Source organism: Cohnella xylanilytica, assembly GCF_014212175.1.
In the GTDB taxonomy this organism is placed as follows: Bacteria; Bacillota; Bacilli; order Paenibacillales; family Paenibacillaceae; genus Cohnella; species Cohnella xylanilytica.
Genome location: NZ_JACJVR010000060.1, coordinates 27,540 through 43,161, shown reverse-complemented (window position 1 = coordinate 43,161; position 15,622 = coordinate 27,540). Strand labels below are relative to the sequence as shown.

14 protein-coding genes are annotated in these 15,622 nt (G+C 62.9%); 9 read left to right on the top strand and 5 right to left on the bottom strand.

The annotated features are described in order from the left end of the window. The first annotated feature begins 8 nt into the window (after positions 1-8). From H7B90_RS15775 to H7B90_RS15755, 5 genes are all read left to right on the top strand, one after another. Positions 9-692 carry a sugar transferase gene (locus tag H7B90_RS15775; protein ID WP_185136874.1) on the top strand — a complete coding sequence of 228 codons (684 nt, stop codon included), beginning with the start codon at positions 9-11 and terminating at the stop codon, positions 690-692. 100 nt (positions 693-792) lie between these two features. After that, positions 793-1,740, top strand: a complete 948-nt coding sequence (fcl, locus tag H7B90_RS15770) for a GDP-L-fucose synthase (RefSeq protein ID WP_185136857.1) — start codon at positions 793-795, stop codon at positions 1,738-1,740. Then, positions 1,737-2,732, top strand: a complete 996-nt coding sequence (gene gmd / locus H7B90_RS15765) for a GDP-mannose 4,6-dehydratase (protein WP_185136856.1) — start codon at positions 1,737-1,739, stop codon at positions 2,730-2,732. The genes fcl and gmd overlap by 4 nt, the downstream gene beginning before the upstream one ends. A 50-nt stretch (positions 2,733-2,782) precedes the next feature. Further along, positions 2,783-4,105 (top strand): glycosyltransferase WbuB, encoded by a 1,323-nt coding sequence (locus H7B90_RS15760; RefSeq protein ID WP_185136855.1) that lies wholly within the window; start codon positions 2,783-2,785, stop codon positions 4,103-4,105. 107 nt (positions 4,106-4,212) lie between these two features. Continuing rightward, positions 4,213-5,595, top strand: coding sequence for a sugar phosphate nucleotidyltransferase (locus H7B90_RS15755; RefSeq protein ID WP_185136854.1), 1,383 nt, complete (start codon positions 4,213-4,215; stop codon positions 5,593-5,595). A gap of 495 nt (positions 5,596-6,090) precedes the next feature. Here H7B90_RS15755 and H7B90_RS15750 read toward each other — a convergent pair whose 3' ends face one another. Genes H7B90_RS15750 through H7B90_RS15730 form a run of 5 tightly spaced genes read right to left on the bottom strand, consistent with a single transcriptional unit; the run spans position 6,091 to position 11,559 of the window. Next, positions 6,091-6,801 carry an acylneuraminate cytidylyltransferase family protein gene (locus H7B90_RS15750; protein ID WP_185136853.1) on the bottom strand — a complete coding sequence of 237 codons (711 nt, stop codon included), beginning with the start codon at positions 6,799-6,801 and terminating at the stop codon, positions 6,091-6,093. Then, the gene (locus H7B90_RS15745; RefSeq protein ID WP_185136852.1) at positions 6,798-7,955 is read right to left on the bottom strand and encodes a Gfo/Idh/MocA family protein; all 1,158 of its coding nucleotides are present in this window, start codon (positions 7,953-7,955) and stop codon (positions 6,798-6,800) included. The genes H7B90_RS15750 and H7B90_RS15745 overlap by 4 nt, the downstream gene beginning before the upstream one ends. A 5-nt stretch (positions 7,956-7,960) precedes the next feature. Continuing rightward, positions 7,961-8,839: an aldo/keto reductase gene (locus H7B90_RS15740; RefSeq protein ID WP_185136851.1), complete on the bottom strand. Its 879-nt coding sequence runs from the start codon at positions 8,837-8,839 to the stop codon at positions 7,961-7,963. A 17-nt stretch (positions 8,840-8,856) separates the two neighbouring features. Continuing rightward, the gene (locus H7B90_RS15735) at positions 8,857-10,212 is read right to left on the bottom strand and encodes a hypothetical protein (RefSeq protein ID WP_185136850.1); all 1,356 of its coding nucleotides are present in this window, start codon (positions 10,210-10,212) and stop codon (positions 8,857-8,859) included. A gap of 27 nt (positions 10,213-10,239) precedes the next feature. Then, positions 10,240-11,559 carry a DUF4910 domain-containing protein gene (locus H7B90_RS15730; RefSeq protein ID WP_185136849.1) on the bottom strand — a complete coding sequence of 440 codons (1,320 nt, stop codon included), beginning with the start codon at positions 11,557-11,559 and terminating at the stop codon, positions 10,240-10,242. Positions 11,560-11,783: 224 nt separating this feature from the next. On the opposite strand from H7B90_RS15730, the gene pseB reads away from it, so the two are divergent. From pseB to H7B90_RS15710, 4 genes are read left to right on the top strand one after another with little or no spacing between them, the layout of a single operon-like run. Further along, on the top strand, positions 11,784-12,758 hold the full coding sequence (gene pseB / locus H7B90_RS15725; RefSeq protein WP_185136848.1) for a UDP-N-acetylglucosamine 4,6-dehydratase (inverting): 975 nt from the start codon (positions 11,784-11,786) through the stop codon (positions 12,756-12,758). Then, entirely contained in the window at positions 12,755-13,930 is a 1,176-nt protein-coding gene (gene pseC / locus H7B90_RS15720) for a UDP-4-amino-4,6-dideoxy-N-acetyl-beta-L-altrosamine transaminase (protein ID WP_185136847.1), read from the top strand. The genes pseB and pseC overlap by 4 nt, the downstream gene beginning before the upstream one ends. Further along, positions 13,927-14,979, top strand: coding sequence for a UDP-2,4-diacetamido-2,4,6-trideoxy-beta-L-altropyranose hydrolase (gene pseG / locus H7B90_RS15715; RefSeq protein WP_185136846.1), 1,053 nt, complete (start codon positions 13,927-13,929; stop codon positions 14,977-14,979). The genes pseC and pseG overlap by 4 nt, the downstream gene beginning before the upstream one ends. Then, the gene (locus H7B90_RS15710; RefSeq protein ID WP_185136845.1) at positions 14,973-15,620 is read left to right on the top strand and encodes a formyltransferase family protein; all 648 of its coding nucleotides are present in this window, start codon (positions 14,973-14,975) and stop codon (positions 15,618-15,620) included. Before pseG ends, H7B90_RS15710 begins: the two co-directional genes overlap by 7 nt. Positions 15,621-15,622: the final 2 nt, after the last annotated feature.

Sequence of the window (15,622 nt, the reverse complement as noted above, 5' to 3'; positions counted from 1 at the left end):
TGGAAGTGATGAACGACACGGAGACGGTGCTGCAGAACCGTTCGGAGCCCCGGTACGGGGGTCTTCGGTTAGCCAGGCCGGCGCCGCCGGACGCCGTCCCCGGCAAGCGCGGCCTCGACGTCCTGCTGGCTGCGATCGGGCTGCTCGCCGCGTTGCCCGTACTGCTCGCAATCGCGCTTCTGATCAAGCTGGAGAACCCGAGGGCGCCGATCTTGTTCAAGCAGGTGCGGATCGGCAAGGATGGGGTGCCGTTTAAGATGTACAAATTCCGCTCGATGGTTCCGAACGCCGAAGCGCTGCTCGAGAAGCTGGCGTCCCGGAACGAAGCGAGCGGAGCCATGTTCAAGATGAAGCGCGACCCCCGCGTCACGAGGATCGGCCGGGTGCTGCGCCGAACGAGCCTCGACGAGCTTCCCCAGCTGTGGAACGTGCTGAAGGGCGAGATGAGCCTGGTCGGCCCGCGGCCTCCGCTTCCTCGGGAAGTCGCGTTGTACGGCGAGTACGAGATGCGCCGCCTGTCGGTCACCCCGGGCTGCACCGGGCTGTGGCAGGTTAGCGGCAGAAGCAGCATCGGCTTCGAGCAGATGGTGGAGCTGGATCTGAAGTATATCCAGAACCGGGGCTTGTGGCTCGATATCAAGATTATTCTGCGAACGGTCAAGCTCGTATTCGGATCGAAGGACGCCTATTGAACGCCTATCGCAAGGCAGGGCGACTCTCTCGAACCGATCGGCGCCGGCGACCGCCCATAACGCAATTACGAATTCAAGCGACCCGGGAGTGGTAGAAGCGATGAACAAGTCCGCCAAAATATACGTGGCCGGGCATCGCGGGCTGGTCGGCTCCGCGATCTTGCGCAAGCTGCAGCAGGAAGGCTATACGAATCTCGTCTATCGGAGCTCCTCCGAGCTCGATCTGCGGGATCATGCGAGAGTATCGGCCTGGTTCGAGGAGCAGAGGCCGGAGTACGTGTTCCTGGCCGCGGCCAAGGTCGGGGGAATCGTCGCCAACGACGAATATTCGGCGGACTTCATTCGCGACAACCTCCTCATCCAGACCCACGTGATCGACGCCGCTTACCGCTTCGGGGTCCGCAAGCTTCTTTTTCTCGGCAGCACCTGCATCTACCCGAAGCACGCTCCCCAGCCCATGCGCGAGGAGGATCTGCTGAGCGGCAAGCTGGAGCCGACCAACGAAGCGTACGCGATCGCGAAGATCGCCGGCATCGCTATGTGCCAGGCATACAACAAGCAATACGGAACGAAGTTCCTGTCGGTCATGCCGACCAACCTGTACGGGCCGAACGACAACTTCGACCTGCGCAGCTCCCACGTGCTGCCCGCCCTCATCCGGAAGTTCCACGAGGCGAAGCTGGCCGGAGCCGAAGCGGTGGAGCTCTGGGGATCGGGAACGCCGCGGAGGGAATTCCTTCACGCGGACGATCTGGCGGACGCTTGCCTCTTCCTGATGAACCGGTACGAAGGCGGCGACATCGTGAACGTCGGCGTCGGAGAAGATTTGACGATCTCCGAGCTGGCGGAGAGAATCCGCCGCCTGGTCGGCTATGAAGGCCGGATCGTCTTCGACCGGACCAAGCCAGACGGAACCCCGCGCAAGCTCGTCGACGTATCCAAGCTCGAAGCGCTCGGGTGGACCGCCCGGATCCCGCTCGACGAAGGACTTCGAAGCACTTACGAATGGTATCTTGAGCAAACCTATCAAGCAGGAGGCGTACGATGAGAAGAGCGCTTATTACGGGGATTACCGGGCAGGACGGTTCCTATCTGGCGGAGTTTCTGTTGTCGAAGGGCTACAAGGTTTACGGGCTTCGGAGAAGAACGAGCACCCCGAACTACGAGAATCTCGAAGCGGTGAAGGACGACATCGAATGGCTGTCGGGAGACTTGACGGATCTCGCGTCGCTTATCGGCGCCGTTCACCTGTCCGAACCGCATGAAGTGTATAATCTGGCCGCCCAATCGTTCGTCGAGACGTCGTGGCCGCAGCCGCTGCTGACCGGCCAGATCACGGCGCTCGGCGTCACCAACCTCCTGGAGGCGGTTCGGATCGTCCAGCCGACGGCCCGATTCTATCAAGCCTCCAGCAGCGAGATGTTCGGCAAGGTCGTCGAGACGCCCCAGAAGGAGACCACCCCCTTCTATCCCCGCAGCCCCTACGGGGCCTCCAAGGTGTACGGCCATTGGATCACCGTCAACTACCGCGAGAGCTTCGACATGTTCGCCTGCTCCGGCATTCTGTTCAACCACGAGTCGCCGCGCCGCGGCATCGAATTCGTCACCCGCAAGGTGACGGACGCGGTCGCCCGCATCAAGCTGGGCGTCCAAGACAAGCTGCGGATGGGGAATCTCGAAGCGAAGCGGGATTGGGGCTTCGCGGGCGATTACGTCAAGGCGATGTGGCTGATGCTCCAGCAGGAGGCGGCCGAGGATTACGTCATCGCGACCGGAGAGACCCGCACCGTGCGGGAGCTGCTGCAGATCGCTTTTCACTACGTCGGCTTGAATTACGAGGATTACGTGACGATCGATCCGAAGCTGTTCCGGCCCGCCGAGGTCGACCTGCTGCTCGGGGACTGCCATAAGGCGAAGACCAAGCTCGGCTGGAAGCCGGAGGTCAGCTTCGAGGAGATGATCCGGATGATGGTCGACTCGGATCTGCGCAAGGTGGAATGGGAGATCAAGAAGAGACCGAGACCGCTGGCGGTTCACTAGACGGCCGGGGGTGACGTCGATTCCATAACGGATGGAGACAGTGAACGTCCATGCCCAACAAACTGTTGATCTACTCGCTCAACTTCGCTCCGGAGCTGACGGGCATCGGCAAATACAACGGGGAGATGGCGGAGTGGCTCGCCCGGCAAGGCTACGAGGTGCGGGTCATCTCGGCTCCTCCCTATTACCCGGCATGGAAGGTGGCGGAAGGCTATTCTTCTTATGCTTACCGGAAGGAGAACTGGAAGGGAATCCGAGTGTACCGCTGCCCGGTCTGGGTGCCGGGCCGGGTGACGGGACTCAAGCGGCTCTTCCATCTCGCTTCGTTCGCGCTGTCGAGCCTGCCCGTCCTGTTCCGCCAGATGTGGTGGAAGCCGGACGTCTGCGTCGTGATCGAGCCGCCGCTGGCCATCTCCCCGTTCGCGGTTCTGCTCACCCGCCTGTTCGGCGTGAAGGCTTGGCTGCACGTGCAGGATTTCGAGGTGGACGCGGCGTTCGAGCTCGGCATCCTTCCCGACAAGCCGAAGCTGAAGAAGGCGGTGCTCGGGGTGGAGAAGCGGCTGATGAAGCGGTTCTCCGTCGTCTCCTCGATCTCGGAGCCGATGGTCGCCAAGCTTCGCGCCAAGGGCGTGCCGGAGGAGCGCATCCGGCTGTTCCCGAACTGGGTCGACACGTCGCAGGTGTTCCCGCTGCCCTCTAGGAATTCGAGCTTCCGCGAGCCGTTCGGCTTGCGGCCGGACGACTTCGTCGCCCTCTATTCCGGCAACATGGGGGAAAAGCAGGGGCTGGAGCTCGTCCTCGAAGCCGCCGAGCTGCTGAAGCCGTTCGACGCCATCCGCTTCGTGCTGTGCGGGGAAGGCTCCGCGAAGGCCAAGCTCATGCGGGAGGCCGAGGCTCGCGGGCTCGATAACGTCCGCTTCCTGCCGCTGCAGCCGGTCGAGAAGCTGAACGACCTGCTGAACATGGCCGATCTGCATCTGCTCGTTCAGAAGTCGCACGCGTCCGATCTCGTCATGCCCTCCAAGCTGACGGGAATGCTCGCTAGCGGGCGTCCGATCGTCGCCACGGCCGCGGAGAACTCGGCGGTGCATCGGGTCATGAACGAATCGCGGTCCGGCATCGTCGTGCCTCCGGAGGAGCCCGTTCCGCTGGCCGACGCCGTGCTCAAGCTGTTCTGGGCGGGGAACGATCGCGCGGCGTTCGGCCGCAACGGCAGGCGGTTCGCCGTCGACCATCTCGGGATGGATTCGATTCTGGGCCGATTTATGCAGAGCGTTCAGACGTTGAAGGGATCGAAGGGAAAGAGAGAGCTTCGGGCCCAAGACCTGGAGGCCGTTCCCGGGGGACTCCCCGATTCAAGAACGGGAGAGTAATTCTCGGGGGCCTTCCCGATTCGAAGACAATGATTCTTAACGGGATGACCGCGATCGCTCGAGCGCGATTCGCCGCCGAATTCATTCGTATAGAAGGATGTGGTTTTATGAAGATGGTGCTCTTGTCCGGCGGATCCGGCAAAAGACTGTGGCCGCTCTCCAACGATGCCCGGCCGAAGCAATTCCTGCGGCTGCTCGCCGATTCCGAAGGCGGGATCGAGTCGATGGTGCAGCGCGTGTGGAGACAGATCGGCGCGGCCGGCTTGTCGGCCGATACGTTCGTGGCCGTCGGGGAGAAGCAGACGGACATCATCCGGAAGCAGCTCGGCCCCGAGGCGAATCTGATTCTCGAGCCTTCCCGCCGGGATACTTTTCCCGCCGTGTCGCTCGTGGCCGCCTATCTGCACTCCATCGCCTGCGTCGATCCCGACGAAGTCGTCGCCGTCCTGCCTGTCGACCCGTACGTGGAGGAGCACTTCTTCCAAGCGATCCAGGCGCTTCCGGGCGTCATCCGGAAGACCGGGGCCGAGCTGGCGCTTATCGGGGTCGAACCGACCTATCCTTCTTCCAAATACGGGTATATCATTCCCAGAGAAGACGAGAATTGGCCCGACGAGGACTCGCTGCCCGTCGCCAGCTTCAAGGAGAAGCCGACGGAGGAGCAGGCGGAGCACTTGCTGAAGCTCGGCGCCTTGTGGAACTGCGGGGTGTTCGGGTTCCGTCTCGGCTACATGATCGACCTGCTCCGGGAGCGGGGGCTGCCGGTCGAATACGAAGAGATGGTGCGGCAGTACGATCTCATGCCGGAGATCAGCTTCGACTACGAGGTCGTGGAGAAGGCCGGCAAAATCGCGGTCGCCCGCTACAACGGCAAGTGGAAGGATCTCGGGACGTGGAACACGCTCACCGAGGAGATGGGCATCCGCCAGGTCGGCCAAGGCATCGTCTGCGACCAGTCGGTCAACACGCACATCATTAACGAGCTGAACACGAACGTCGTCGTCATCGGATTGTCCGACATCGTCGTCGCGGCCAGCCCGGACGGCATCCTCGTCACCGACAAGGCGGCCAGCCCGCGTCTGAAGGAGATCATCAAGGGGCTCGAACCCGCCTCCATGTCCGTGGAGCGCCTGTGGGGGAGCTACCGGGTCGTCGACAAGAAGCAGTTGGACGGCGGCAAGCAGACGCTGACGAAAATCGCCAAGATGGACGCCGGCCAAAGCTTGAGCTATCATCTTCATCTGAATCGGGAGGAAGTGTGGACGGTCGTCGGAGGCAGCGGCGAGTTCGTGCTGAACAACGAGTTCATCCAGCTCGCTCCGGGATCCGTCGTGCGCGTGCCGGCGGGTACGCTGCACAGCGTGCGGGCCCACACCGACCTGGAGTGGATCGAGTACCAGCTCGGCAGCGTGCTCGACGAGGACGATTACATTCAGCTGTTCACGGAGTGGGACGAGATCAAGCACCACTGCCGGATCGGCAGCGCTTAATAGGCAAGATGCGTGAGAGAGGGGCGGCCCGGTAGGGGCCGTCTCTTTGCCGATTTCCCTTTGGGATCGCGTCGCGATTGCGCCCCTTGCGCCGAATTGCCTCGTCCTGAACTCATGCAGCGATATGGTTACTTCTCTTGCGACAGATAAGGCGCAATAGAGCGAAGCGCGAGTAACAGGGTGCCGCACATCGCCGCCGAAGGGACTCTGTAGCAAAAAGTGTGTAACTGGATGACTCACATGATCGCCGAAGGGACTTTGTAGCAAAAAGAGAGTAACTGGATGACTCCCCATTGCGGCCTAATAGGGAAAGCGCGAATTATTCCTGCAGGACTCATAGCCTGCGACCGTGTACTGATCCGAGGGGATAGTGGTACAGCCCCGATAACTCGGGAAGCGGGCCGCCTGAGCGGATGGGATAGCGGCACAAGGCCCGCATCAGCGAGATGCGAGCCTGATCCGAGGGGATAATGGCACGTCGGAGCAAAAAGGGAGCTACGCGCGGGCGCGGATCCCCTCCATGCGGGCCAGCGCTTCGGCGAAAACCAGGTCCTCTTCTTCGTCGATATCGACGGCGGCTCTCCAGTCGATCGGATAGTAGAGGTGCGAGGGGCCGTAGAAGGTGCCCGCCTCGCGAAGCCGATCACAACGGGCGATCCAGATGGCGCCCGAAGGGATGTACAGCGGCTCGAGGTCCTGCGAGCGCGTATGATAGGCTTCGGGGAACAGCCGCGTCGGGCGGGAGGAAGAGTCGAGCTTGACCGACCACCACGGATTGAAGCCTTTGGGATTGGATGCGCTGATCAGGAAGTCGGCGTTCTCGCGTACGAACAGCCCGTACGCGTCGCGGATGTGTTCCGCTCTCCGCAGCGGGCAGCAGGCGAACAGCTGCACGACGTCGTCGTACGACTCGCCGAGGCGCTCCTCCAATTGTTCGAGCGCGTGAATCGTCGCTTCGCTGACCGGAGAGTGGGCGTCGGCATGCTTCTCACGGAGAAAGGGAACGTCGGCGCCGTAAGCCCGGGACACTTCCGCGATCTCCTCGCTGTCGGTGCTGACGACGATTCGCGCGAACAGCCCGGATTCCCGAGCGGCGCTAAGGGTCCATGCGATCATGGGCAGGCCGTTGAAGTCGGCGATATTCTTGTTCTTGATCCGGGTCGACCCGCCGCGGGCCGGAATGATCGCGACGACGGAACGGTTCATTCGGCCATCTCCTCCTTGTCGCGGCTCGCTTCCAGGTCCGCATTCTTGCGCTCCCACTCGAGGCGAACGGTTACGGAGCGCGAAGCATCCGCATCGGCTGCCCCCGAACCGGCCGTATCCGCTCGAGCCAAAGCGGCCTCGACCGCATCGGCAGACAACGGGCCCTTAACCGCCTGGACAACCTCAACCTTGCTGACCTTGACTTTATCCATACCGGCATCCGCCTCCTCCGACTTGACCGCGTCGCGGCCCGCGGCCGACGGCCGGAGTCCGCACTCGATCAGCTCCATGATGCGCATCACTTCGTCGTAGCGGACCGGAGCCGTCCGGCCGCGGATGACGTCGACGAACGCTTGCAGCGAAGCTTTGAACGCGGAGTAGGTGTCCTCCAGCTTCATCTCCTTGAAGCCCTTCGTCCCGAAGAGACGGATGGCGACGGGAGCGGGAATGGAGCCGAGGGAGGTGAACGTCGCCAGCAGCCCCGAGCCCCACTCCGCCTGCACGATTGTCGCGTCGCCCGCGGAGGCGGAGCGGACGTCCCGGATCGGGCCTTGATCCCCGATCAGGCTCAATACGGGCTCGACGATGTGGATGCCGTATTTGTCCCAGCTTTTCATCACGCATGCATCGACGTAGACCAGCTCCCCGAGCGCCTCCCGTTCCGCGTCCGTCAGCGAAAACTCTCTGGCGTACCGGAACGAGGTGCCCGTAAACAGCTGGCCCTCGTACGTCTGCAGCTTCCAGATGCGGTCCGCGGTCTTGCGGTCGACGGCCAGCGGCTTGTCGACGAATACCGGAAGTCCGGCAGCCAGGAACGGCCGGCTCATCTCCTCGTGCAGCTCGTAATCGTCTCTCGCGAGCAGAACGGCGTCCACCTGTCCGATGAGGTCCTCGGGCCGGTCGACGACGTTCGGAATGCGGGAAGCGAGCGCGATATGCTCCGACAGGGCGCGGCTCTGCGTCCAGATGTGCGTCACCTGCGCTTCCTGAAGGCCATCCTCCGGGAACTTCCGCTTGGCCAAGTAACGGGGGATGACGGGGAAGGGGCACGTCTCCATCGCTTCGGGATCGTAGCCGTTGCAGATGGCGGACCAGGAATAGGGATGCCCGTTGCCGGGACTTAAGCCGATCATGCCGAATCGAATCTTGTCCATTATCGTCACCACCTTCTCGGATCGAGCAGATCCGTCTCCCGGTTCAGCGAGTATTCCTCGAATGGAACGTGAACGGCCGGCTTGTCGGCGAACGCGCGATGGACCTCCCGCAGCTGCTGCAGGCTGTGCACGCCGACGATCGCGTCGTCGATCTCCGGAAGGCTCCGAATGAACGCCATGGCTCCGGCGACCGGCGTCAGGCCGAGCTTCTCCCAGCGGCGCCGCAGCTCTTCCAGAGCCGGGCGGAAGCGGGAGAGGCCGTCGGGCAGCCGGGCGGGATCCATGAGCAGCAGCCCCTGGAGGAATACGGACCGGGCCTGGATCTCGATGCCCGCGTCCTTCAGCTCGACGAGATGGCCGCTGGCGACGAGGCGCTGGTCCAGCACGTTGATCGGCAGCTGGACGACTTCGAAGCCGGGGAAGCGGTCGAGCACCCGGTCGATCTCCTCCCCGGTGTAGACGGAGAAGCCGATTTTCTCGGTCAGCCCTTCCTCCTTCCACGCCTGCATCCTCTCGTAGATCCGCTCGGAGCCGGGCTTCAGCAGGTCCTCGGCCAGGTGCACGAGAACGGCGTATACCGGGTTGCGGCGCAGGTTCCTGAGCGATTGCCGGAACGTCGTCTCCATGAACCCGATCTGCTCGGGGCCGATCCACTCCCCGGGGAAATGAGGGGTCTTCGTCACGATCCGGGGGAAGACGAAGCCGTCCTTGATCTGCCCGAGTATCGTCTCGCTGTCTCCGTAACGGGGGGCCGTGTCGATCATGTCGATGCCCGCCTGCCGGGCGTAGGACACGATCGCGGCGACCTCCTGGAAGGGAACCTTGCCTTTGCCTCCTACGCCGTATTCCATGCCGAACTGAACCGACCCGATGGCCAATCTCATTCCCGTTCCTCCCATGGTCAAAAAGAAGTTTTGCCGACGGGCGAGCCGGCGCCGTCGAACAAGGCGACGCAGACGTTGCCGCAGGCGTCGCTGCCCGCGATGCCGATTCTCTCGATCGACTCCGGCCGGACGGAATTGCGGTCGAACACGTAGCTCCACTCCCGCCTCGGGGTCTGGAGGTCGAAGTTGTCGTGCAGGAACCGCTGGTCCTTCGTCTGCACGGCGAGGAACGGCTGAGGCCCGAACGTGTCCTTGTTCGAACGGACGCGAAGGCGAAGGACGCCATCTTCCCGCTCGAAGCGGACGTCCAGGTCGAGCGGCTGCGCATCCCGAAGCCCGAGCGTCTGCCGCGCGGCCTTCAGGGCGCCGGAGTGCTCCCAGCGGACGTTCGGATACTTCTTCGCGGCCTCCGTCAGCATGGCGTGCACGTTTGCGATGTCCGGACGCATGTCCCGGTAATCGTGGTTCGTGAAGGCGAGCACGGTGGGCAACCCTTCGTCCGCCCGGCGGAAGGCGAGATCTACTTCGCTCTGGTTCAGCAGGCGGAAGCGGCTTCCGACGTTGAGACATTTGAAAATGGTGCGGTTGCACGAGCCTTCCCGCTGATAATCGTCGTGGGCCGGCCGGTAATGCGACCAATCCCAGACGGCGCGGCGCCAGTCGCCGAGACGGCCGTCGTCGACGTCCTTCTGGCGGCTCTCGCTGCGGTCGCGGGACATCGATTGGTTCGCGAAGTCGAACGGGATCCACTGCTCCAGGAACCAGTGGCTGTCCGGACGCTCCGCGTGGAAGCCGGGCCGGAAGCACGTCGGGAACCACGAGCGCTCGATGACGCGCCGGGCGAGTGTCTCCAGAAGGTGGGGAGAGTTCAGGAAGGAGGTGGCGCAGATATGAGCTTCTTTATAGGTAGACATCGGGTGGAAGTGCCAGTGGATCTCGTCTTGGGTCGAGCCGGTCGCTTGGAGGAGATGGCGGTAATGGTCGAAAATGTTATGGTACCCCATATCCCGACGCCGGGGATTGACGTCGAAGCCGACGTGGTCTACAGCGAACCAGTTGTAGATCCACCCTTGTCCGGAAGGATCGGCGTACTTCTGGCGGTAGGCGGGGCTCATGATCTCTTCCATCATCGCGTCGATCTTGTCCCACGTATCCTTGTATTCGATCACGTGAGGGGCGACGATCTGGCTGACCAGCTCCTCTTGGCCGTTCAGATCGATCTCCCGGTTCTGCAGCTTCTTCAGGTTAGCCGCCGTCGGCTCGATCTCGATGCCGACGATGTGGCGTATCCTCTCGAACGTCGCTTGCAGCGATTCGTGCAGCGGACCTTCCGTGTCGATGCAATGGACGACGTATACCGTTGAATTGGCCATGTCCTCTTGTCCTCTCCGTTTCCTTCGTTAATTGAACGTGCCGGCGGCGGCAGCCGGCTCCGTCCCGTTCGCTTTGCGCAGCAACCCCTTATCCTCCAGCAGCTTGGCCGTCTCCCACAGATCCTTGCCGACGACGCCCAGCTTGTCGGCGACGTCCATCAGATCGTGCTTCCCGTCGCTGAAGGCGAGCAGGTAGGAGATCATGAACAGCCGGCGCCTCTGCTCCTCCGTGCGCTGTCCTCCGATCGTCGGATAGACGCCGTGCTTGTCCAGCTTCGGCTCCCCGTGCGTATGATTGCTGACGTAAATCTCGTTCGCTTCCAGCGTCTCGACGATATCCAGATACGTGCGGACCGTCTCTTGCAGCGCTTCTTCCGAGATCAGGGATTCGTTGTCCATCGACGTATGATACTCCTTATATTCGAGATAGGGGGTGCGCATAAGGCTGCCGACCGGAAGGTTGAACGCTTGGCTCCCGTATTGGCGTTCGTCGCTGCCGACGGGGCTCCATTCGACGGTCCGGTAAGGACGGCCGGAGCGGGAGAGCACGTGCAGGGCGGCTTTGTCGGCGAGCGAATCGCCTCTTCGGCTTTTCTTATACGTGTAGGAAGGACCGTGACCGGCGCAGGTGACGACGTAGCCGGCGTCGACCTTGGCCTTGAGCTCTTCGCCATGCTGGCTGAGATAGAGGATCGAGCCGATCGTCTCGGGAACGTACAGGAACCGGTAGCTGTACTTCAACCCTCTTCTTTTCTTCAATTCCAGCAGTTCCTTGTAAACGAAAGTCTGAACGAGAGGACCGGACAGCTCGTTGATCGCCATGGACGGGTGGCAAAGATACGTCGAGAACAGAATCTCGCGGTCGGTCTCGCCCTGGATGAACCCTTCGCCGATCGTCAGGTGGCCGTCCTCCAGCGTGGCGTCGATGACGACCTCGTATTCGTCGTCCGTGAATTCCGCCAGGCGTCGATGCTGAACGCAGAATCCCCAGTATTCTTTATAGTAGGAAGTGACGTAGGGGATGGCGTCGGGAAGATCCGGCCTCGTGTGCAGCCGGGCGAGCAGCTCCTCCCTCGAGACCGTCGCCCGCACGGGCACGCTGTAGCCGACGAGATGCAGGTTGTGGTCCCGGAAGTCGATGAGCGTGCGGCCGTCGCGGCCCTTGACCCAGGCGGATCTGACGTTCCACTCCTTGGGGACCGTCCAATCGAAGCAGTCCATGCCGCTCGGGTACTCCGACTGCCGAATCGGGACGATCTCCCCGAGAATGCGCAGAGATTCGCGAACGCCGTCGCCCGTCAAGCTCCGGTTGATCGGGAAGAGCCGGTTGAAGCATTCCATGATCATGAGACAAGCCTCCACGCGCTAAAATAAGAAAAGATTCGATACTATATGTATTGATTGTTTGGATTAATGCTACAATTAGTAACCTTTATGACTTTAATGTAATGGGTAATCGAAGGGCTGTCAACCCACAAAAACGCTTGACATGCTACTAAATGTATCATAAATTAGGGGTAAGTATACGAATGGTAACGAGATGGAATTTGTTGAAAGGAAGGGAATCAAGGATGAACGTAGCGGGACAAGTGGTTCTGGTTACGGGAGGGACGGGCTCCTTCGGCAAAAAATTCATTAGAAAAGCGCTCGAGCTGGACGCCCGAAAGGTCATCGTCTTCAGCCGGGACGAACTCAAGCAGTACGAGATGAGCCAGGAGTTTAACGACCCGAGAATCCGCTTCTTCATCGGGGACGTTCGCGATACGGGACGGCTGTACCGCGCATTCGACGGCGTCGACGTCGTCGTGCACGCCGCCGCCCTGAAGCACGTGACCGCGTGCGAATACAACCCGTTCGAGGCGGTTCGCACGAACATCATCGGAGCTCAGAACGTCATCGACGCCGCGATCGACCGGGGGGTGCGCCGGGTGGTGGCTCTGAGCACCGACAAGGCGGCCAACCCGATCAACCTGTACGGGGCGACGAAGCTGGCTTCGGACAAATTGTTCGTCGCGGCCAACGCCTACGTCGGAGACAAGCCGACAAGGTTCTCCGTCGTCCGCTACGGCAACGTGGCGGGCAGCCGCGGCAGCGTCATTCCTTTTTTCCATAAAATGAGAAGCACCGGCAGCTTGCCGATCACCGACAAGCGGATGACCCGGTTCTGGATCACTCTCGACCAGGGCGTGCAGTTCGTGCTCGACTCGCTGCAGCGGATGAAGGGCGGAGAGATCTTCGTTCCGAAGATCCCGAGCGTCAAGGTCGTCGATCTGGCCCGCGTCATCGCTCCGGACTGCCAGCTCCAATTCGTCGGCATCCGGCCGGGAGAGAAGCTGCACGAAGCGATGATCACCGAGGACGACGCGCGCAAGACGGTCGAGTTCGACGATTACTTCATCATCAAGCCCGAGCAGCCGGGCTGGCTGAGCGAAGGGGAGACCTACGGAGGCGTGCCCCTTCACGAACGGTTCAGCTACTGCAGCCATACGAACAGCCATTGGCTGACGGACGAGGAGATCCGGCAGTATCTGGGAGAGTACGCATGAACCGGGTTCCAGCGCCCGCCCGCCGGAAGACGCTGCTGCCCTACGGCCGCCAATGGATCGACGACAGGGACATCGAAGCGGTCGAAGCCGTTCTGCGCGGCGACTACTTGACGACCGGACCGCTGATCGCCGAGTTCGAATCGAAGTTCGCCCGCGCGGTCGGCGCCGAGTACGCCGTCGCGTTCTCGAACGGAACGGCGGCGCTGCACGGGGCCTGCCACGCAGCGGGAATCGGGGAGGGCGACGAGGTGATCACGTCCCCGATGACGTTCGCCGCGAGCGCCAACTGCGTGCTCTACCAGCGGGGCAAGCCGGTGTTCGCCGACGTCGACGAAGAGACGGGCAACCTGGACCCCGCCTCGGTCGCCGAGCGGATCACGGAGCGGACCAAGACGATCCTTCCCGTCCATTATGCCGGCCAGCCGGCCCGGCTCGACGAGCTGCGCGAGCTCGCGAAGGCGCGCGGGCTCGTCGTCATCGAGGACGCGGCCCACGCGCTCGGCGCCGTCTACAAGGGGCGGCGGATCGGCTCCGACGGGGACATGACGATGTTCAGCCTGCACCCCGTCAAGCATATCACGACCGGCGAAGGCGGGATCATCGCCACGAACCGGGAGGACTATTACCGGAAGCTGCTCGACTTCCGCAACCACGGCATCGTGCGCGACCCGTCCCGGCTGGAGAAGGAGCCGCCGGCCCCTTGGTACTACGAGATGCAGTCGCTCGGCTACAATTACCGGCTGACCGACTTCCAGGCCGCCCTCGGCCTAAGCCAGCTCGACAAGCTGGAGCTGTTCGTGAAGCGGCGCAAGGAGATCGCGGCCCGGTACGACGAAGCCTTCCGCCATTCCGAGACGGTCGTCATCCCCCGGCAGGAGGATGGGGCGGAATCGAGCTGGCACCTGTACGTCATCCGGCTGCGGCTCGATCGGCTCGAGATCGGGCGCGACGAGGTGTTCCGCCGTCTGCTCGAGGAGAACATCGGCGTCCAGCTGCATTACATCCCCGTCTACCTGCATCCCTACTACCGGCGTCTCGGATACCCGGAAGGCTTGTGCCCGGCGGCCGAGCGAATGTACGGACGCATCCTCTCCCTGCCTCTCTACCCGGCCATGACCGACAAGGACGCGGAGGACGTCGTCCGCGCCGTACAGAAGGCGACTGGAACATGAACGTCTACATTCGCGCGGACGCGTCCGTCCGCATCGGCACGGGCCACGTGATGCGCTGCCTGTCGCTGGCCGACGAGCTGCGCGAACGGGGAGCGAAGGTCGCGTTCCTGTGCCGCGAGCTGGAAGGCAACCTGATCTCCTACATTCGAGAACGGGGCTATCCCGCGCGAACGATCGGCGAGCTGCCGTCCGCGGATTCCTGGCTGGTCGACGCCAAGCGGACCCTGGAGCTGCTGGACGAAGCGGCCTCGGAGGGCGCGCCGGCGGATTGGCTCGTCGTGGACCATTATTCGCTCGACCGCCGTTACGAGCTTATCGTCGGAACGCGGGCCCGCCGGATCATGGTCGTCGACGACCTGGCGAATCGCCCGCACCGGTGCGATCTGCTGCTGGATCAGAACTACTATGAAGCCCCTCGGGCCCGATACGTCGGACTGGTTCCGGACGATTGCTCTCTTCTCCTCGGCCCGAGGTACGCCCTGCTGAGGCCGGAATTCGCGGAAGCGAGAAGCCGGGTCCGCCGCGCCGGCGCCGTTCGCCGCGCGCTCGTCTCCTTCGGGGGAACCGACCCCGGAGGCGTGACGCTTACGGCGCTTCGGGCGTTGGCCCCGCTGGCGGCGGAAGGGCTCGGGCTGACCGTCGTCGCGGGGAAGCTGAACCGGGACGCGGAGGCGATCGAGCTCGCCTGCCGCGAGGTGCCGAACGCCCGCTTCATCCGGCATGCGGACCGCATGGCCGAGCTGATGGCGGAGGCGGACCTGGCGATCGGGGCGGGCGGCGCGACGACCTGGGAGCGATGCTGCCTCGGGCTGCCGAGCCTGATCGTGACGATCGCCGACAATCAGCGCGAGTTGACGGAGCAGGCGGAGGCGGCCGGAGCCGTCCGCTGCCTCGGGACGGCGGAATCGGTCGACGAGAGGGTTCTGCGCGAGGCGGTGCTTCAACTCATGGATCGACCCTCGGAGCTGTCGCGAATGTCCGAGAACGCGATGAAGCTGACGGACGGGCGCGGCGCCAAGATCGTGGCGAAGGAGATGCTGGGATGGTAACGAGATTGACCGTGCTGTCGGACCCTAACAATTGGATCAACCAATACTTGCCGGTCTGGCTGCCGTCGCTGAAGAAGTACGCGGGCGACATCTACTGGATCCACGACGCGAACGACCTGCCGGAGGGAGACGTCGCCTTCTTCCTCGGGTGCGAGCAGATCGTCGGGTCCGACCTGCTGTCGCGCAACCGCAACAACCTGGTCGTGCACGCCAGCGACTTGCCGAAGGGCAAGGGCTGGTCGCCGCTCACCTGGCAAATTCTCGAGGGGAAAAACGAGATTCCGGTCGTCCTCTTCGAAGCGGCGGAGAAGGTGGACGCCGGCCCGATCTACTGCCGGCGGACGATGCGGTTCGGCGGACTCGAGCTGATCGGGGAGCTGCGGAACGCGCTCGCCCGGACGACGTTCGAGCTGTGCGAGGAATTCCTGGAAGGGTACCCCGGCATCGTCCACTTCGGGGTCCGCCAGCAGGGCGAGGAGACGTTCTACCCGCGAAGGACGCCGGCGGACAGCCGGATCAACCCCGACCGGAGCTTAAGGGAGCAGTTCCAGCTGCTTCGGGTCGCGGACAACGAACGGTACCCGTGCTACTTCGAGCTGGACGGCGAGACGTTCGTCATCAAAGTAGAGAAGAGAAGGTGATG